The 18,589-nt window shown below is 39.0% G+C and carries 22 protein-coding genes; 5 read left to right on the top strand and 17 right to left on the bottom strand.

Annotated elements, in window-relative coordinates; all coding sequences use genetic code 11:
- Positions 1–14: 14 nt before the first annotated feature.
- From NST73_RS07120 to fadH, 4 genes are all read right to left on the bottom strand, one after another.
- Positions 15–257 (bottom strand): DUF1797 family protein, encoded by a 243-nt coding sequence (locus tag NST73_RS07120; RefSeq protein WP_003212254.1) that lies wholly within the window; start codon positions 255–257, stop codon positions 15–17.
- Between the two features lie 184 nt (positions 258–441).
- Positions 442–1,338, bottom strand: coding sequence for a manganese catalase family protein (locus NST73_RS07115; protein ID WP_019743902.1), 897 nt, complete (start codon positions 1,336–1,338; stop codon positions 442–444).
- Between the two features lie 261 nt (positions 1,339–1,599).
- Positions 1,600–2,820, bottom strand: a complete 1,221-nt coding sequence (locus tag NST73_RS07110) for an EAL-associated domain-containing protein (RefSeq protein WP_039168704.1) — start codon at positions 2,818–2,820, stop codon at positions 1,600–1,602.
- Positions 2,821–2,884: 64 nt separating this feature from the next.
- Positions 2,885–3,649: a 2,4-dienoyl-CoA reductase gene (gene fadH / locus NST73_RS07105; protein WP_019743904.1), complete on the bottom strand. Its 765-nt coding sequence runs from the start codon at positions 3,647–3,649 to the stop codon at positions 2,885–2,887.
- Between the two features lie 139 nt (positions 3,650–3,788).
- Between fadH and NST73_RS07100 the strand changes: the two genes are divergently transcribed.
- The 3 genes from NST73_RS07100 (at position 3,789) to NST73_RS07090 (ending at position 6,651) form a co-directional block, all read left to right on the top strand.
- Positions 3,789–4,646 carry a metallophosphoesterase gene (locus NST73_RS07100; protein ID WP_024719571.1) on the top strand — a complete coding sequence of 286 codons (858 nt, stop codon included), beginning with the start codon at positions 3,789–3,791 and terminating at the stop codon, positions 4,644–4,646.
- Between the two features lie 156 nt (positions 4,647–4,802).
- Positions 4,803–5,300 carry a L,D-transpeptidase family protein gene (locus NST73_RS07095; RefSeq protein WP_024719572.1) on the top strand — a complete coding sequence of 166 codons (498 nt, stop codon included), beginning with the start codon at positions 4,803–4,805 and terminating at the stop codon, positions 5,298–5,300.
- A gap of 73 nt (positions 5,301–5,373) precedes the next feature.
- Entirely contained in the window at positions 5,374–6,651 is a 1,278-nt protein-coding gene (locus NST73_RS07090; RefSeq protein WP_083588753.1) for an MFS transporter, read from the top strand.
- Between the two features lie 220 nt (positions 6,652–6,871).
- On the opposite strand, the gene NST73_RS07085 is transcribed toward NST73_RS07090, so the two are convergent.
- On the bottom strand, positions 6,872–7,048 hold the full coding sequence (locus tag NST73_RS07085; RefSeq protein ID WP_162837046.1) for a hypothetical protein: 177 nt from the start codon (positions 7,046–7,048) through the stop codon (positions 6,872–6,874).
- 165 nt (positions 7,049–7,213) lie between these two features.
- Between NST73_RS07085 and NST73_RS07080 the strand changes: the two genes are divergently transcribed.
- Both NST73_RS07080 and NST73_RS07075 read left to right on the top strand, forming a co-directional pair.
- Positions 7,214–7,429 (top strand): hypothetical protein, encoded by a 216-nt coding sequence (locus tag NST73_RS07080; RefSeq protein WP_058337408.1) that lies wholly within the window; start codon positions 7,214–7,216, stop codon positions 7,427–7,429.
- A 783-nt stretch (positions 7,430–8,212) separates the two neighbouring features.
- Complete coding sequence (locus NST73_RS07075) at positions 8,213–8,404, top strand: hypothetical protein (protein WP_144739449.1); 192 nt, start codon at positions 8,213–8,215, stop codon at positions 8,402–8,404.
- Positions 8,405–8,431: 27 nt separating this feature from the next.
- On the opposite strand, the gene NST73_RS07070 is transcribed toward NST73_RS07075, so the two are convergent.
- From NST73_RS07070 to NST73_RS07015, 12 genes are all read right to left on the bottom strand, one after another.
- Positions 8,432–8,569 (bottom strand): hypothetical protein, encoded by a 138-nt coding sequence (locus NST73_RS07070; protein ID WP_165378952.1) that lies wholly within the window; start codon positions 8,567–8,569, stop codon positions 8,432–8,434.
- Complete coding sequence (locus NST73_RS07065) at positions 8,559–9,692, bottom strand: RapH N-terminal domain-containing protein (RefSeq protein WP_061418948.1); 1,134 nt, start codon at positions 9,690–9,692, stop codon at positions 8,559–8,561. Before NST73_RS07065 ends, NST73_RS07070 begins: the two co-directional genes overlap by 11 nt.
- A gap of 324 nt (positions 9,693–10,016) precedes the next feature.
- Positions 10,017–10,739 carry a hypothetical protein gene (locus NST73_RS07060; RefSeq protein WP_061418945.1) on the bottom strand — a complete coding sequence of 241 codons (723 nt, stop codon included), beginning with the start codon at positions 10,737–10,739 and terminating at the stop codon, positions 10,017–10,019.
- Between the two features lie 307 nt (positions 10,740–11,046).
- Positions 11,047–11,847, bottom strand: coding sequence for an N-acetylmuramoyl-L-alanine amidase (locus tag NST73_RS07055; protein WP_061418942.1), 801 nt, complete (start codon positions 11,845–11,847; stop codon positions 11,047–11,049).
- 59 nt (positions 11,848–11,906) lie between these two features.
- Complete coding sequence (locus NST73_RS07050; RefSeq protein ID WP_340937663.1) at positions 11,907–12,170, bottom strand: phage holin; 264 nt, start codon at positions 12,168–12,170, stop codon at positions 11,907–11,909.
- Positions 12,171–12,190: 20 nt separating this feature from the next.
- Complete coding sequence (locus NST73_RS07045) at positions 12,191–12,403, bottom strand: BhlA/UviB family holin-like peptide (RefSeq protein ID WP_034324986.1); 213 nt, start codon at positions 12,401–12,403, stop codon at positions 12,191–12,193.
- 33 nt (positions 12,404–12,436) lie between these two features.
- Complete coding sequence (locus NST73_RS07040) at positions 12,437–12,613, bottom strand: XkdX family protein (RefSeq protein ID WP_340937665.1); 177 nt, start codon at positions 12,611–12,613, stop codon at positions 12,437–12,439.
- Positions 12,603–12,950 carry an XkdW family protein gene (locus tag NST73_RS07035; protein ID WP_165378956.1) on the bottom strand — a complete coding sequence of 116 codons (348 nt, stop codon included), beginning with the start codon at positions 12,948–12,950 and terminating at the stop codon, positions 12,603–12,605. Before NST73_RS07035 ends, NST73_RS07040 begins: the two co-directional genes overlap by 11 nt.
- Before the next feature lie 10 nt (positions 12,951–12,960).
- On the bottom strand, positions 12,961–14,460 hold the full coding sequence (locus NST73_RS07030; protein WP_340937668.1) for a BppU family phage baseplate upper protein: 1,500 nt from the start codon (positions 14,458–14,460) through the stop codon (positions 12,961–12,963).
- Entirely contained in the window at positions 14,441–14,740 is a 300-nt protein-coding gene (locus tag NST73_RS07025; protein ID WP_342499489.1) for a hypothetical protein, read from the bottom strand. Before NST73_RS07025 ends, NST73_RS07030 begins: the two co-directional genes overlap by 20 nt.
- On the bottom strand, positions 14,737–16,641 hold the full coding sequence (locus NST73_RS07020) for a right-handed parallel beta-helix repeat-containing protein (protein ID WP_340937672.1): 1,905 nt from the start codon (positions 16,639–16,641) through the stop codon (positions 14,737–14,739). Before NST73_RS07020 ends, NST73_RS07025 begins: the two co-directional genes overlap by 4 nt.
- Before the next feature lie 41 nt (positions 16,642–16,682).
- A complete protein-coding gene (locus NST73_RS07015) occupies positions 16,683–18,587 on the bottom strand; it encodes a phage tail protein (protein ID WP_342499488.1) in 1,905 nt (634 codons plus the stop codon).
- Positions 18,588–18,589: the final 2 nt, after the last annotated feature.

Raw genomic sequence — 18,589 nt, 5'->3', positions numbered from 1 at the left:
TCATACGATTCAGCTTAGGATTGTAGAAGCTCAAAAATCTCAATCGAAATCATATCAATGTTGTCAAATGGGAAAGTGTTTGGCTTATCCCCTTGTTGAAAAACAGTCAATTCAAACGTTTGATTCTTTTCGAAATACTTAACACTACAGATTTTCTCACCGTTCACTTCGAAATAACGCTGTGCCGGCTCGTTTGCAGCTTCTGCTGTCTCTTGAAGACTTTGCAGCCTTGTAATGATACCCATTAATTGTGACATTCTAAAAAAAGACTCCTTTCAAAAAAACAACTCAAGATGAACCCGTATTGATTATACACAAGTCCTACAAAGCATCATACCATAAAGTGTTCTCAGATGATATTTTTCCTCTTGAATTCAAAAAAAGAAAAAGAATCTGTTTTTTTATTTTGAGTCTTTTTTCTTTTCTCATGCATCTTGTTTTTTATAAACCGGCCGATCTCATCAGGCGTTTCGCAATTTCGTCAAAATCTTCTTTTGAAATACCTGGAGCAAACTCTTCCGGCAAATCTCTATAATCTGGCACGGGTGCACCTTTTGGCGTGCCCTCAATAACCGTCAGCGGCTTTCCATCAATCGGATGGTTTCCTTTCCAAATTTGATTGATATCCTTATAATCCGTATCACTAAATGTATACAGTTTTGTATGAATATTCTGATCTTCAAACTTTCTTGCAGAGTCAAAGTATTTATTGTCGAGATTTGGAATTGGCAGCATCTTCCCAACATCTACCCCTGTCGCTACCTCAAGGGCTTTTGCATACGCCACAACATGAACGCCGCCTCTGACAAGTAAATAACCGATCATTTCTCTTGCCGTAGGGTGATCCGTCATTTCATATACGCGCATTTTATGCGTACGAGCTCCGCACTCTAGGAAGAAGTTATGAAGAAGATCCAGAATCAGATTACCACTTGAGAACACATTCTCACCTGTCCACGGCTTTGCCATGGAGTCAAACGGATAGCCTGTTTGTGCCGTTTGGATAAAATGCTGCGTATTTCGTTTATCAACAGCCGCTTTCATCGGGGTCGTATCTGGATCGCCCCCATGGGTGGTTCCCGTAATCATGAGATTGACTGCAGTTGTCACAAGCTCTACATGACCGAATTCTTCAGCTGTAATACTTGATACAAGATCATAAAATGGTTTGAGCTTTCGTTTCCCTCTAAAGTTAAACGATTGAAACATGTAGTTATTTAATGTGGACATTTCACCAAATTTTCCGCCGAGTAATTCTTGCACAGCCGCTGCACCATTTGCATCTGGGTGATCTGGCATTGGTAAATCAATCAGCAGCCGCTTGTCACGTTTGATCATGACTTTTCCCTCCTACTGTCTAACTATCATCATTTAAGGTGTATGGATGAATTGGGATGTCCTATGCATGAAGGGAGTGATTGGCGCACAAAAAAAACTTGGCGGGGGTAGCGCCAAGTTTTTTGGATCTTGATCTGATAGAGGGGTTGGGGAACAGAGAGTAGCTTCTCTCTATAACTAAATGATAATGATTATCAGTTTCATTGTCAACCATTTTTTCTATCTTTTTTCTAATAAAAAAAACAGCCTTGACGGCTGCTTTTAAATTAATCCTTCCTGCTCATATAGATAAGCATACGGAAGATCTACAAACAAATACACGTCTCCCTCTAACGGATAAGAAAACGTACGTATTCGTTCTCCAGTTTCTAAATCACTGTAGATATCGCTGAAAAATCCTTTTCCGCTAATTCTCATTTGAAGAATATTTGCTAGAAAATAAGGGCGCCAGCTCCAGTTTTTCTCTATATACTCTGGCTGAAACAGCCATTCTTTCTCTTTCTTAAATACGTTTCCAGTGATTTGAAACCCTTCTTCATTACACATATAAATGCGAAAGCTGCAATCGGTTAGTTCAAGTGCCAGTTTTTGTATAAGTTCATCATTTGTGCTGCATGATTTTTTTAACGTACTGACGGCTTGATGAATTCGCTTATAAAAGGTTTCAGAATGTTCATAGACAGCTTGGAGTTTCTTTTTCTCATGGGCAATGAATTGTTGAAATTCTTCTTTAAGCTGCTCTTTTCGTTTGTTACGGTCAATTAATTGTGCGGCAGGCTCGTGAAGGTAGAAGCCTTGAAAATATCTTCCGCCATTTCTCCATGCATATTGCAGCTGAAAATTCGCTTCAATGTCTTCATAGATTAAAGCCGCTCCTATTTTTCTTGCAAGAAGTGAAATGCTGTATAACACATATTCATAGGAAGGAGATGGAGACGAAGCCCTTAAAGCCTGTAGATCTATTTTTAATAGATCAGGTGAAAGCAGAGCAATCCGGTCAAGATTGCTGCTTTCTTTTCCTATATTAGATACGGCGATTTTGATCCCATATGTACGATAATACGTTAACGTATGGTAAAGCTGTTCAATGTCGCCGCTAAACGTATGTTCAGTAATTTCAATGACAAACCGGCTAAGCTGAATACCCCTTGCTTCATATTCTTTTAAAAGTTCTAAAAAACTTTCGCCATGATCAAGCATGAGGACATTCGCATCATGATTAATAAAGATGAGCAAATCTTCATCTGCGGTCGTGAAGAGATCAAGCGCTTGACTTAATACTTTGTGATCTACTTCCAATTTATATTCGTCAGGAATAGATGAATCCGTAAAGAAGGAGCCTAGACTAACTGTTCCCGACTCAAGCTTCATTCTTCCAAGAATCTCATAGCCTATCACTTTTTGTTCCTCCGCACTGAAGATCGCTTGATAGTGCGGGAAAACATCTTCAATATTCGTTAAAATATCCAATGGATCGACCATTTTCATCACCTGCTTCTCTCTTTGTGTGATTATACCATATCAAAAGCAGGTCTTACACGGTCATTCAAAATGGTGATTGGTTGAGCCATTGCCCCCCATCCATCGTGATACAATCTCCATTAATATAAGATGCATGCTCAGATAATAAGAAACTCGCAAGTTCTGCAATTTCTTCTGGTGTGCCAAGTCTACCGAGCGGAACACTATCTAATGTTCTTTGGGCAGCCTCTTCTGATTCCCACAGTTTATCTGCACCACCTGTTCTTTCAATGGGCCCCGGCGCAATGGCATTTACGCGAATCCGATATTGCTTTCCCCATTCGACTGCAAGCGTTCGGGTAAGTGATAGTACGCCTGCTTTTGCGGCTGCTGAATGCGCTACACCAACACCAGCCCCCCATGCATATGTGGCGACCATGTTGATCATACTTCCGCTTTTCTTTTGACGAATCCAATAGTTGCCCACTGCATGGCTGCAAAAAAAGGTGCCATTTAGCACAATATCAATGACCGCTTTCCAGCCGTTAGGAGACAGTTTTTCTGCTGGAACTAAAAAGTTGCCTGCCGCGTTATTAATAAGTGCATCCACATCACCAAATGTATCTACCGCAAACTTCACCATTTGATCAGCATCTTCTGGATGTCGCACGTCCATTTGAAAATAAGCGATCGAACCACCTTGCTGTTTGATTTCATTTGCCGTTGTTTCAAGGGTCTCTTCTGTTCTTCCAGTAATCACAACATTCCAGCCCCCGAGTGCCAAATGAGTCGCCATCGCCTTTCCCATTCCGCTTGATCCTCCTGTGACAATCACTGTTTGCTTCGTCATTTGTTCTCCCCCTTTGTGTGTTTTGAATGATTATTCATTCATTATCCATCTATCATATCATGATTTCCCCTCCATACACCATATGGGAGATTCATCAAAAATCATGCTATACTTAATTTTATTTTTAAAGGAGTCTTATATGAAGCAACTTTCCCGTAGGCAGTTTTTAAAAGGAGCAGCTGGTGCGAGTATTCTCGGACTTTTGGCGACCACATCCGGTTATGGCTATGCTCGGTACATTGAGCCGCGCATGATCGACACCGTATCACTCACCATTCATGATGCTCAGCTACCGGCTTCTTTTGACCAATTTAAAATTGCGCAATTTAGTGACGTTCATTTAAGTGATACATTTTCGGCAAAAGATTTAGAGACTGTTGTCCAAAAGATCAACGCTGCATCTCCAGATCTCATTGTGTTTACAGGTGACCTTGTTGATTTTGAAGCATCGATTGAAGAACATGAAAAAGCCAAAGCCTCTTTGTCTAAGCTTGATGCTCCGTTTGGAAAGTTTGCCATATGCGGAAATCATGACTACGGACCCTTTGGCATTGATGTATATGAAGAAACGATGAAAGCTTGCGGTTTTACATTATGTAAAAATGAAGTGTTTCACTTAGAAAAAGAAGGCGGACGCATACAGATCGCTACACTGGATGATCTCATGATGAGTATGCCTGATTACCATTTCATCAAACGAGAAGTCTCTTCTGATCTCTTTACGTTATTGCTTGTGCATGAGCCTGATGCCGCACTAGAACTTGAAACAACACCTATTAACTTGCAGCTTTCTGGGCATACGCATGGCGGTCAAATACAGCTTCCTTTCTATGGACCGATTCTCACAGCACCTTTTGGGCGTACATATGTCGAAGGCTTATACGGTAGCTATCAGCACCGTATCTATGTCAACCGCGGGCTTGGGACAACTAGACTGCCGCTTCGGTTTTTAGCCAAACCTGAAATCACTTTTTTCACCTTAACATCTCACGTGTAAAGAGAAGCCAAATCACCTTTTCCTGCATATGTATAAACAAAGATCATTCTCATGACAAATGTTAGGAGAAACCTTACTGGGCCTGATCCCGTCCATATAGTATATGTGAGGCGGGGATCATGGCTTCTTTTATTTGAGTAAAAGGAGTGTGCTTTCGTGCTGCGATACACGGTAAAAAGTGGAGAAACACTTGCTTCTATAGCACTTGATTTTCGAACAACGACAGATGATTTAAAGGCTGCAAATCCGTCACTTCAAGCCCGCGAGCCAGAACAAAATGAAGTCATCATCATCCCTGGGTTACCGGATCCTAACACGATCCCTTACCGCATATCTGTGTCAATTTCAGCGAAACGTCTCGTGCTGTTTTCTGGATCACAGCTCTTGCGCTCATACCCGATTGCAACTGGCAGAATATTAAACATGACACCAACAGGTTCTTATTATATTGTCAACAGACAGCCAAACCCAGGAGGTCCCTTTGGCGCCTATTGGCTGAGCCTTTCAAAAGTTCATTACGGCATCCATGGAACGAATAACCCGTCTTCAATTGGTAAAGCTGTGTCTAGAGGGTGCATTCGCATGTACAATCAGAATGTCATCGAACTTGCTTCAATTGTTCCAAATGGAACACCTGTGACCATTAGCCAGTAGGAGAAATCAATTGTACGAATGGTTAAAATTTTATATGATAGAAAGTGGGATCTTCAGGTTAAGGAGCGTATTTATGGATATTTTTAAAAACAGAAATTTTGTTCGTCTCTTTTTTGCAGCACTTGCCTCGCAAATGGGGACAACAGTAGGCAATATGGCGTTTGCCTTTTATTTGCTTGACCATTTTAGTCATCAGCCCGCTTACGCCACTTTAGCAGAGCTAATGTATTCACTGCCTACGATCTTTGTCTTTTTTATGGTCGGTGTGGTCGCAGACCGTTTTGATCGTAAAAAAGTCGCAGAGAATTGTGATTGGATACGAGCTGGGCTGACGATCGTTTTATTTATCGTCATTTATTTTAATTCACTGCCGCTTATTTTCTTGATCTTGTTTATAAGAAGTGCCATTACGAAGTTCTTCTATCCAGCTGAAGCCTCTCTCGTTCAGGCCATTTTAAATAAAGATCAATATGCAAAAGCTGCAGGTTTAAATCAGATGCTGTTTAGTTTGTTTATGGTATTTGGTGTTGGTATTGGTGCCATTATGTATAAAACGATTGGACTTCACGGTGCCATTACCATTGATTTGGTCAGTTTTATTATTTCCGGTATTCTCATTCGATCATGCAATATTCCAATTGAAGCACGTCAGCCAAATGGACAAGCAGGCTGGAAAGGCATGACCGTTAAAACATCTCTAAAAGATTTTAAAGAAGGCATTCTCTATATTTTAAAGAATAAATTATTGGCTTCTTTAATTTTTGGCTTTTTTGTTTTCGGTCTTGTGAATGGCGCATTTGCCGTTCTTCCGATGTTTACAATGAAATACGGTCTTTCACCGGACCATTTTGAACTGCATACATCCTTTTTTACGATCGCAATCGGTGCCGGACTTCTAGTTGGAAGCTTACTTGGCTCTATTCTTGCGAAAAAGGTAAAGATGCAATATCTCATGTCGATTCCAATTCTAATTGCAGGTATTTTAATTTTTGTCCTTGGTTCTACCCATACATTATGGTTATTTTATGTCACATCATTTGTCATTGGTACATGTATTGGTCCAGTCAACATTGTCATTGGAGGCTGGCTCCCAAGAATTGTTCACCCTCGTCTGATGGGACGCGTATCAGGGTGGGTTGATCCGCTCACCATGTTTGCACAATCATTGACGCTAGGTTTAATTGCCGTGTTATTTCCAAAGCTCATCACCAATGTTTCTTACATTTATTACGGAATGGGTATTATTATTTTACTCGTCTTCCTTTTTTACTTCATTACACTGCCAAAGTTCAGCAGAGAAGCTGCTGACTTAGATGTACAGCGTGAATTAAAAGGTCAGGGAGTACAATAGATGAAGCAAAAAGGGCTAAAATAATGTTTATTTTAGCCCTTTTTCTTCTTTTCAGCGTGATAGAAAACCTTTGCGGTCTAAGATGGACTAGGCGCGGAGCGAAATTCACATTCGTGAGCACCAGCACACAGAACTGACAAAGAATGCGAGAGTTTGTCTACACACTGAGGACTTTCTTCTATAGAAAGTCCTTTTTTCATGGCAGTAACATAAACGACGCTTATTTTTTCTGCTCATCGAAATGATTTGAAGCAAAATGAACGATTCTATCGACTGTATAAATGCTAATAAATAAGATGAGAAAAAGAAGAAAAGGATGAATCGGCTGATCATCTATCACGTACACAATACCTCCAACGACAAAAGCGACCAATAAAGGCGTTAAAATATCTTTCAATCTAAACCGTCCTTTCTGTTCTCATTGACCTTGCTCTTCTTATCTTATAACAAATTTTTCTTTTTATGAAATAAAAGGGATGTGTATAAATGCAACATTTTTAATAAAAATTCTTTACAATATTGGAAGTTTTATAGTAATATAGTCAGGTTGGAGGTGAGGGATATGCTAAAAAGCTATTATTTTATTCATTCAAAAAATGAACAAGGACAATATGTTGTACATACAGAAGACTGCGCATTTTTAGGTGATGCAGCAAGCCGTACGTTGATTGGTCTGCACATGAACAGTGAAAGCGCCATGGATGAAGCCAAAAAAATGACGAGTGAAACTGATTTTAACGGCTGTTTTTACTGTGCTTATTCTAGCCATACGAAATAGTCCATGTTTTTAAGCCATATGTTCGACTTTGATTGTCTTGCATATGGTAAATTTTACACGATGAACCATCTATACATTGATAAACTACCCATTGATTCAAATAGGTAGTTATCTTGTTATGATAGTTCACTTTGTATACATTTCACTACATCCTCTAATGATCGAAAACAAACGATCTTTTAACTTATGCACCCCTACTGCATCTTCTACCAATGCTCAGCCAATTCCTACCACTTGAATATTTAACATAATGGTATGCTTTTCATCTAAAACAGCGAGACATTCATCATAAAAGTGATAGAAAGATGTGTCGACCTCTTCAAATTTCAGCAAGGTTTCAACATTATGATTTTTGGCTATTTTAAATAATAACCATGTAATCTCATTGCTTTTTACAATAAGACTATTTGCAATTTACTAATAATAATCCAACACATTACCAAACGTACGTTCTAAGTAAATTAAAGTATTGATATGACTGACTTTCTCCTAATTCACAAAAATTCCACCTTCTTAAAGTCAACTATATGATAGTATTCTTTTGGGGGGAAGTTTGGGGGAAGTTTGGGGAGTTTTTTTATAATGGACAGACGTAAAAGGAGCTTAAAATGAACATAAACAAAATAAGATCATTCCTTTATAAGACATCAAAATACCTGGGTGACGTCAACGCCGTTCAAAAGGGTACTATCGGAAAACGTATCATGCGACGTGCTGCGGGTAAAGCATCCGGCAAGCTAATGAAAAAGATATTCAAATAAAATAGTTCACGGTGGTGATTTCATGAATGATCTTGAGAGAAAGCTATACAGGATCATCTATAATATGAGCAGGTTTCGCAAGAACCCCACAATTGAGGACTTAAAAATAAAAACAGGTAAAGACGAACAATCTATACGAAAAGCCGTTAAAAATCTTATTTCAAGAAATGAATTGACATGGGATAAGGAAAAGAAGGAATGGCGGTTCAAATAAAAAAGAAGCCCCCGAAAAGGGCTTTTTTTAATGGAATTTATCATAACCGATACTTGATGTGTGCCCTCTTATAGCTTCTTCATGGTTTTGTGAAAAAGCAAAATAACCAAGCGTACTCAAAGTGCCAATAATGATGAGGGTTGCTACTACTGACTTAAATTTCATAAAGGCAATCGCTCCTTTTAATTAATTGTTGGAAGTAAAGAACCTTCTCATAGAAGTTCGACGCCTTGTCTTTATCTCCTACTGATTTATATTTCCTTGCTGCATCTTTCGACAATTCTTCAAGAATTGCATACATTCCCCGATCGGTTAAATATTCGGTATCACTCAACACTTTATCATAATCATCTTTGACATAAAGCGCCTTATAAAAAGTGAACACTTTAAGCATCACGTCATCATTTAATTTTTCAGCCAGTTCTATTCCCTGGTTAAGGGCATATAACCCTAAATCGTTTTCCTTCTCATGAAAATACGACCTTACAAGCACGCTTAATGGATCAAGTATTCTGTTAAAATGCTCATATCCTCGCTCTTTAAAAGCATTGATTGAATCATTTAAGTATTTTATTGAAGCAACAATTTCATCATTGTGGAAATAGCTTAACGCCAAATTATAAAGCGCTGATCCTACTAATCTTTTAGTGTCGCTTTCCGTTGCTTTTTCTAGTGCGTGTTCAAAATGAGGCTTTGCTTTTTCGGGGCAACCCATATCAATATAATTTAATCCAATGACAAAGGAACATTGTATCTGTCTAACGGTATAAGTTTCTTTTTCTCTATAACATTCTATTGCTTGGGCTATATGGTGCATAGACATGTGGTTTTGTTTCATGTGGTAATAGATTTCAGCCATCTTGTAATTGAACTCGGCACGTTCAATATCATCACTTACAAGAGATAGCTTTTTTTCTGCTCGTTTGTAGAAGGTAATTGCGTTGAGGTATTCATAGTTTTCAAATTCGTACATGCCGTAGAAAAAGTTAAAATAATAATCTAGCAAGCCTGTTAATTTCTCTTGATCCTTTTTTATTTTCATTGCTAGTTCTCTAAAGTTGGCACGCTCTTTCCCATTTTCCAATGGATTCAAATAATCCAACATTAATTTATGTCGGAACTCCATGAGTGAGAAATATAATAATAAATCCTGGTTTTCTTCCATATCATCGAGCAAAGATTTTATTTCTTCTTTATATGCTTCGGCGTCCGGTACGTTAAATCTTTGAATATGGTAATACCATTCATTGATTTTCATACCGACATGAGAAGAAAGAACTTTCTCCATAAGACCCTACCCCTTCCTTGCTATTCCCTATAATGACATATATTATCATTTTCTGAATAATTCCACACCGAAAAGAAACCGCAAAAGTTAGGGTGTTTGATATGGTATAGCCTTATTCGGAGCAATTTTGATTAACTAATATAAAAAAAGAGCCTAATTAAAATAAACGGCTCTTTTTTAAGTCATCAGCTATTAGATGTTTTCGTGTTCTTTCTTTTAATAAAATAAATTACTGCTGCGATTATGACTACAGGTATAACCACAAATAGACTAACCCCAATAATCGTATTCCAAGGCATATTTACTATCTCCTTTCATAAAGATTTAATGCCATTTAGACCATGTTTTAGAAGCTACATCATACGCATTGTTTGACTTCGTCACCACAGATGCTTTTGTCCACATAGTTGTATATGCTGGAATAATAGAATTGTAACGGTGTGTTTTATCCATTGCATATCTTTTGGCATTAGCAACCTTTTTATGACTCACTTTTCCACCATATACTTTACCGATAGATGGAAAGCCTCCACCCCACCCTATAATACCGAATGAATCATGATACGTTTTAAGGGAGACTTGTTTTAGTTTTCCACTGTTTCGAGTCGCTATTATATTCCCACGATACGATGATGTACCTGCAAGGAATGCAATATTTTGATACATTGTACCTTTTACAGTCACTTTTGTTCCATATTTCTTTTTAGAAACAGTGAAACTTTTTGATGATTTAATCCCTTTAGTGGAAATTTCCTCGTTTTGTTCCTGACGTTCAACAACTGCTTGAGTTAATAAAAATAAGGTATCTTCTTTTGATAAAACATCACCTTCATCATAACCCTCACTAATTGCTGTCTTTTGATCAATAATATCTTCTTCACTTAGAGCCTTGTAGTTTTCTATGTCTTCATTTGTTACAATATCCGTTGCTTTTTCAAACGTTAAATACTGATCGTTAGTTTCTTCTGCGGTTGCTACAATGGGTGTGATCGCAAACAATAATAGGACAGCAACAAAGATTTTCAAACTTGTTATAAATCTCTTCATTTTGTTTCCCCTTTGAATTGTATTATTAAAAAATTACGACCTAGACTCGTAATTTGATAATCAACACTTTAACGATCTTCCAAGTGTTAATTATAGAATATTATGGTATTGAATACAATATATTACTTAGATCGAATTAATCAAAAGGGATTTAAACAAATACATAAAATATATATGGGAATATGTATGTTTTTTTATAGGTGCAAATGCTTTAGATATTTAACTATACTTCAGAAAGTTTACTTATTCGATGTTACTAATCAACATACAAAAAAATCCCCCATCCTAAAAAGGACAGGGGTTTTACTCATTTCAATGCTTTTTCGAGCTTTGCTTTAGTCTTCGGACCATAGATGCCGTCGGCGGCAAGACCGTGCATCAATTGGAATCGCTTGACCGCATCCGCTGTTTTCGGTCCATAATATCCGTCAATCCCGTTGTTTTTTGCCTTTTTATCCGGGTAGTAGTAAACCGCCGCTAGGGCTTCTTGTACGGCTTTTACTGCTGATCCCTTTGTAAGAGGGTTTGTAACTTTTAAAATGCCAGTAGGCAGGTTGTATGACTTTTTAGCAGGCTTGGAAGCTGCTGTTTTGGATGGTGCTGCTGTTGTTGGTTTAACAGTCGGCTTTTTATTTGTGTGAGCAACGGCGATCCCGGCTTTGAAGCTGTCCCAACGATTAAGCAGCTTGCGGGGACATTCTTTCCCGCTCCAATGCTTATGCGGCACAACGTTTGCTAATGGAATCCCTTGATCCTGCATTAACTGGCGAATTAACCATTGAGCATTTTCGACCGCCTTCTCAAAATTGCCGTCTGCATTTTCGCAAATCTCAATTCCAATTGACTTCATATTGCCCGTTCCTCTGCCGTCTCCTGCGTGCCAACCATTTTCGTTTAACGGTAAATGCTGATAGATCACATTTTCGTCTACAGTGTAGTGCCAGCTCACCGCCGTGGATGAGCGTTTCACAAAATTAGCGTGACTTGCTGCGTCTGCGCCCTTTGACGTATTGGCTGTGTTATGAACTGTAATATATAAAGGCTTCATATAGTTGCCTGGTCGATTTTTATTCCCTTTTGAAATGAAGTCTTGAATGATTTTCACCATTGTTCATCGTCTCCTTAAAATTGTTTTTGGTATTAAAAAAGAACTGCCTGGGCAGCCCTTTATTTTGTTAATCCTTTTTGTTGCAGCGCTTCTTTTTGGGCTTTCCCTCGACTTGTCACATAGTTGTTTTTGAACCATGCGACAAGGGTTGTCACTAAAGTAAAGATCATTGAGAAGGCAAGGTATAACGTTTCTGTTAATGTGTTTACCTGGTCCTCACTGATCGGCAAAACAGGTTTTCCAAACATAATTAACGCCTGGTTGATTAGTGCAATAAAAAGAAGCACCGTGCGAACGACCGTGCCTTTGTCAAAGTTTTTCATATTAATTTCCTCTTTTCGTTTTATTTTTGGTTTCTTTCGATACGATCCAATTTCTCGATTACCACGTCATATTTCTCACTGAATTTTGCTAGTACGTCATTTTGTGCGTCAATTTGTTCGTTTAGCTTGTTCTCACGCTCTTTAGTTGTATTGAGGACATAAAACAACACCCAACAAAAAAGAACCGCAAACGGTCCTTGTGTCATCAAATACTGCGCCAAATCCATTTCCACCATACTCACCTACTCCCGCCATAAAAAATAAGCCTATACCTCGTACGGCTCACCTGTGATCTGCTCATATTGTTCAATCGTTAAATACCCTTTTTGAATACCTTCTTCTAAATCTTCAATACTACAGTCATCAAAAGACATAGCTTGTTTGACCATTGCAATTGTAGCCCATTTATAAAAAAGAGCTAACACCCAAAAATTAAGATTCATCTGTAAACCCTCCCTTTAATTTAAGGATTTCTATTCGCATTTCTGCAAGCTGCTGCCCTAGCGTTGCATTCATTCTATCCGACTGTTGACGCCCTATTTTTTCTAGGGCAAGTTGTTCCCCTAGAAGTAGGAGTTGCCTTTCAACGCTAGATAAGGGCTTTTCATCTTTCTTGGCTAGGTATTCATTCCATGCGACTTCTAACGTTTCATCTGACGGGATAGGATCATCTAATGACCACTTGTCTATGAATTGTCCCTCTCCATCATCCCGAACCGAATAATCCTTACCTAGTTCTGCATTCGGGTATAAATGTTTAATCGCTAGCGCTTTATTCATCTTTTCCCTCCTATCTCAATTGAGACATGGTAACGTAAGCTGTGTTTATTGATACTGTTTTGTTGGTCCCTCGTGGTGTTATATAGAAAGTTACCTTATCCCCGGCTTTAAATTTTTGTAATAAATAAAGCACGCACGTACTTGATGATGTTGCTGGATTCCAGTTTCCAAAACGTTGAAATTCTGTTCCATTCACATAGCACGATAAAATATTATCCGATCCAACTGTAATATTTGTGCTAGTTATATAAAGCCTGATCAAATATAGACCACTATTTTTCAGTGTGATTTCAGCACGAGAACGGTTATACTCTGATAAATCGTCCGCTCGTGTCGCCCCAAAAACAAGCTTGGTCGCTACATTTTCAGCAGCGGAAACCGATGAATTATCTTGATCATAGGTATCAACATAAGTGCTGTTCGCCACATCTTCTACTGTTAGTATTCTTTTCCATCCCCGAAATGTCCCGTCTGTATGAATTGTTCCAACCCAATGTGTATTATCTGCGCTGCGGATGACATGGAAGTTCTTTCTAATACCTGTTGTAAATACATCAACGTTAAACCAAGATGTATCATTTGTGGTCGGCAGATTCGTAAAATATTGACCTGCGCCATAATAGAAGCCAGGCGGTAAATCAAACAAATTAGTTCCTCCGATTGTGGTTGGCACTGCTTGTCTAAATCCTGAATCTGTCGTCAATTTATACATCTGTGCTTTTTGGGATAACTCGTCTGTGTATGATTTTGCGTCACTCAAAGCCTTATTAGCCTTAGTTTGAGCGCCGGAAGTTGTTTCTTTTGCGTCCCACGCTTTTTGTTTATCTTCGGTCACATGTATTTTTTGATCTGTTGCATGATCGTCCGTATATTTTTTAGCTGCTGCAAGCGCTTTGTCTACTTTATCTTGTGCGCCTTGTTTGGTTTCAAGCGCTTCGAGATCGTCAAGTTTCTCTTTCATCCTGTCTAGCTGCTCTTGAAGCTCTTGAGTGGTTGTATCAATCTTCCCTTGCATATCGTCAGTGCGCTTTTTTATATCTGCTTCAAGCTCCGCTGCCATACGTTCAATTTGTTTTTTCAACGATTGAAAATCATCAATATAAAACTCCGCTGCCGGGGCAATGTCCTGGTCAATTAAATTTCGTTGTATATCGAAAGTAAATTCGTGAATGGACAAGGCTTGCCCGTTCCGATAATACAAGTTTAATGACGCTTGGACCTTGCCGTATAGCTTGATTTCGTCATTATCTAAGACGTATTCAGCTATTCCCTCAACCTTGTCTATAAGAGTGATATTCCGAATGTTTTTCGATCCATTTGCAAATTTTAGTACGAGTTTTCCGTCAACCGCTGACAACGGAAGTGGCACACCATCTTTACGCATTTGAAAGACTAACTTTGCTGTGCCTATGTCCTGGGTCGAAAAAACAATTTTTGAATCGTACACGCTTTGATCATAGGCGTCAACCACGAAAGGCAGCACACCATTTTTAAATAACTGATTGGTCATGTTCTACCACCTTTTCTTTTTCCTCTAGCTGCTGCACTTTTTCATTAAGTTCCTTGATGGTCTTTCTCATTTCTTCAATCTCGCTAGGGTTTGTTGTTTGTTCTACAGGAAAATCAACCTTTTGACCGTCTGCATCTTCCAAATAAACATTTTGGAAGTTTACGCCCTCGAGCCGAATAATTTTTTCCCCTTCGCTGCTGTAACCCGTGATTGACTCATTTCTTGATAGAATGACAGAATCAACCTCTATTTTTTCATTTCCCATAACTAAAAACATCATGCCACATCCTTTGCGTCTGTGATTGTGTCCGGCGCATTATCAACAATGCCGCCTATGGTCCAATCTCCCCGGCAAACATTTCCGTATCTAACAACTCTTTTCGCTGAATCAGTAATATAAATACCCGCCCTTGCTAGGTTACTAAGGGAAGATAACGACCTACATGTGTTTCCTGCAAGTAAAATGTCACGTGCGCCATTTGCGATCCGTATCGCTTCGTATTCACCATGCTTGTTGTAGCCTGCACCAGTGACTAAATTGCCTGTTATGGATGCAATTAAAACGCCCGACTGTTCAATACCATAGCGTCCAGGACGTCGGATATTATTTCCGTTAATCACTAGAAGGGTAGACTCTCCAAACGCTGCAATTCCGTCCCGACCGATAAAGCTGATCTGATTATCTCCTACGTTGACACCTACACAATCATTCATTCTCACCCCGTCACCGGAAGTATTAGATAATTGATTGGCAACAACAACGCCATTTCTAACAGAATCTAATCTAATTGCCGCTTGATTCGGTCCATCTACTCCGTCGATAATATTTCCAACAATATTCACGTTTCTTACAAAACCATCTTCACCGATCCCACGTACATAAATCCCTTCATTGGCACGTGTTTTCAAAATGGTGTTATTGGAAATAACCACATGATAAAACTTCTGTGATTTTGAAAGCTGTTCAAATTTATCGTTCTTTGTATGTGCGGGATTGGTTGGATCAATTGCACTTACAGTAATGCCAAAACGACAATTACGAAGCGTATTTTCGGTAATAGTTGTATTCAGCCAGTTATATCCACGCACTGCCCATCCATCAATATCATCAAACGTACAATTGCGAACCGTAATATTTTCGTGCCAATAATTAATTGTGGACGAATGAGAACCGACGCCTCTTGTCCATGCTTGCGTACCCGCTGTGCCGGATGCCCCAAAATAACAATTATCAATTAAACCATCTTTACAGACAGTAAAATCATAAGCTCCAAACGCTCCGAAAACTTCCTTGCGCTGCGCTAGGTCTATTTGAACCGCTTCGGAGAAGTACCTTGTTCCATCAGGATCAACAAACCCGATAAATTTTGAATCAACAATTTTGAAATGACGACATGCGTTAAATTCCACAGCGTGGTAACTTTGCACGTCTTTAAACGTCGCTTCTTTAATCAAAATATTACTGGCGTGTCCGAATGAAAAACAGTTACTTCGCATTGAAATTTTTGTTCCTCGGCAATCCCATAAGCCGCCTTCAATTACAATATTTCCGTTTCCGTTGTAAGCATAGTATTCAGTCGATCCATCACCATTTGTCATCATATATCTACCATAATAATTTAAAAGGGTCGCACCTCTTGCACTTACTAACGTATTTCCCCAATTGATCAATGGCGCACCTAATTTATAAGTGCCTGGGGGAATATATACCCTTACGCTTTTACCGCCTTTCGCACGATCAAGTGCAGCTTGTATACTTGGGGCAGAATCCTTTTTCCCTGTCGGATCAGCTCCAAGTAAAATAACATTTATATCCGGCAAAAAATCAAAGCGTTTATACACTTGATCAAAGTCATATTCAAGCCGATCATTCAAAGTCGGGTGAATGGTCGCATCAAGTGAAACCCTTCCGTCCACAACCTCTTTTATATCGTTGCCGTCATGATTGACGATTAGATTAACAAGTCGTGACCAATAACTATTGAGCCAATGTGCGACGCTTTTCCCTCTGTGGATGATGCTTGACGCTTCGTGGGCTTTATCGCTTGCTTTATGTTCTTTGATTTCTATGTCCAGTTGATTCAAAGCGTTTTCCGTGGACCTTGCGTTTTGCGATAGGTTATCTTCAAACTCTGCATTCTTGCCAATTTTAAAGACTTTCAATAAATTAAACCTTCCCATTCTATCAGCTCCTTCCATAAAAAATAGCCAACGGTTTCCCGTCAGCTATCTAAGTAAAATGAAATATTAATTTGTGCGCCGTTTGGTAAATCGGCAGCCGTTGGGCTGATCCTTTGACCACCTTTAGCAAGCATAATATTCATGCCGCTTGGGTTGGTAGTATCAACGGTTGCGCCTGCCGTAATCCCCTTTAGACTTAAATCAAAATCAACTCCCGCCCTGGGACTTTTCGGTTTTATGTCAATTCCTATATCAATATCAATGGTATTCCCTATCTCGTCAATTTCCGCACCGTCAACGCTGCTATCATCAATTGACCAGGTTTTCGTAATACTTGAATATGACAAACTCAAATCCTGGGAAACCTTCATATTGATATTATTCAATTGGCTTTGCGTGCTGCTTGCTATGCTCTTTTGTGCCTCAAGCATTTCTGCTATTTCTTTTTTGATTAAATTCCGCTGCTTTTTCATTGCGACGGTCTGCTCTAGTTGATAGTCAATAATGTCTTTACGATAGTTTGTCAGCGTGACAGACGGCTTTAAGTCCAAATTAAGAGGGTTGTATTTGATCTCCTGTACCCTTACCTCTCCTTCAAACAGGATGCCGTAAGCTGTATCGGCAATGACTGGAATAATAGCTCCTTTGGAAATATTGTCCTCAATCGCTTCGAGCTTCGGATCATACACTTTTTCAAAATCCAATTCTATTGTTAATTTTGGATAAGGATCAATTTTCCCTTTCAGAAATTTTTCCATGTCTTCTCTTTTTGAAATGGAATCCTCGTAAATTGTTTCTGCTACTCTAGGGCGACCATCTACAAGAAAAAGTTTTTCGTCGGGGTGAATGTATGTCACAGGTGGGAACATATACTTTTCATCATTTTTAAAGGTCCGATAAAGTCCAATAAAATTCCCGTTAGGCACGCTCACCCGGAAACCCGTTTTCATTTTTTTCGTGTTCGGGTTTTTGCTGTCCTTTCCCTTAAACGTTGCAACGACCGTATGCTCTTTATCCTCAAGACCTCGGATCACGTCAACCGTTTCAACCACATGACTTTCTTTGCCCGTGTCTTTGTACGTGCTGAATGTTTTGTTTGTCTTTTTATCAATGTTGAACGTGATTTTCCCGCCTAATTTCTCTTTGATCAGTTTCACGCTGAAGCCTGTTCCTTTGAATTTAAAAGAGAACGTTTGTCCAACATCCTCCGCATACATGGCGTTTAAATCACTGTTTGTTTTCCATTTCCCCGATTTACTATCATAGCCTTTAGTTTCCTCGCTTGCTGTGTCCTTTTCTTCTTTTACCTTGCCATAACCTTTTATTCTTGTGTAAGACTCGGACAGGCTGCTTTTGACACTGATCGTATTCATATTCGCCCTGGTATCTAATTTATAATTGATCCGCTTTTTGATTTCTTTATACACGTAAATATGATCGTTGTTTACATCAAGTTCAACAACAAAAGCCGATATAAGATCGTTCATCAGCTCTAACGACTTTTTCTTGCCGAATCCTTCTAGTTTGGCTTTCAATCCTTTAGCATCCGGCATGATGGTAAAGGAAAGACCGCTTCCTTTTAAAGCGTGTTTAAGTGCTGTGTCTATATCTATTTCTCCGTTAATTTCTTCATCCACCTGGTTATATGTCAGACGAACAATATACATATGATCAGCCACCACATTTCGGAATGACACGCCGTTTTCTGTGCGCTTTTCATCCTCGACAATAATGTATCGCTGCGCTTTATGCTCGATCTCATCTATAAGCAAAATGTTGTCATTTACAAGCATATCGAAAGCCAGTTCAGTCTCGGGTATTTGCAAACATTGAAATGACAATTGCTTTGTGCCGTCTAATTTATCCGAGACTTCGGGTTCTACATGTTCCAAAGGTATTTTATTTGTTGGATCGTGCTTTGACTGTACAAATAATTGATTCATCATGT

The sequence above is a fragment of the Bacillus sp. FSL W7-1034 genome (genome assembly GCF_038593365.1).
GTDB classification, from domain to species: Bacteria; Bacillota; Bacilli; order Bacillales; family Bacillaceae; genus Bacillus; species Bacillus altitudinis.
The sequence above is the reverse complement of the archived record's forward strand: the minus strand, read 5'-3'. Positions and strand labels throughout refer to the sequence as shown.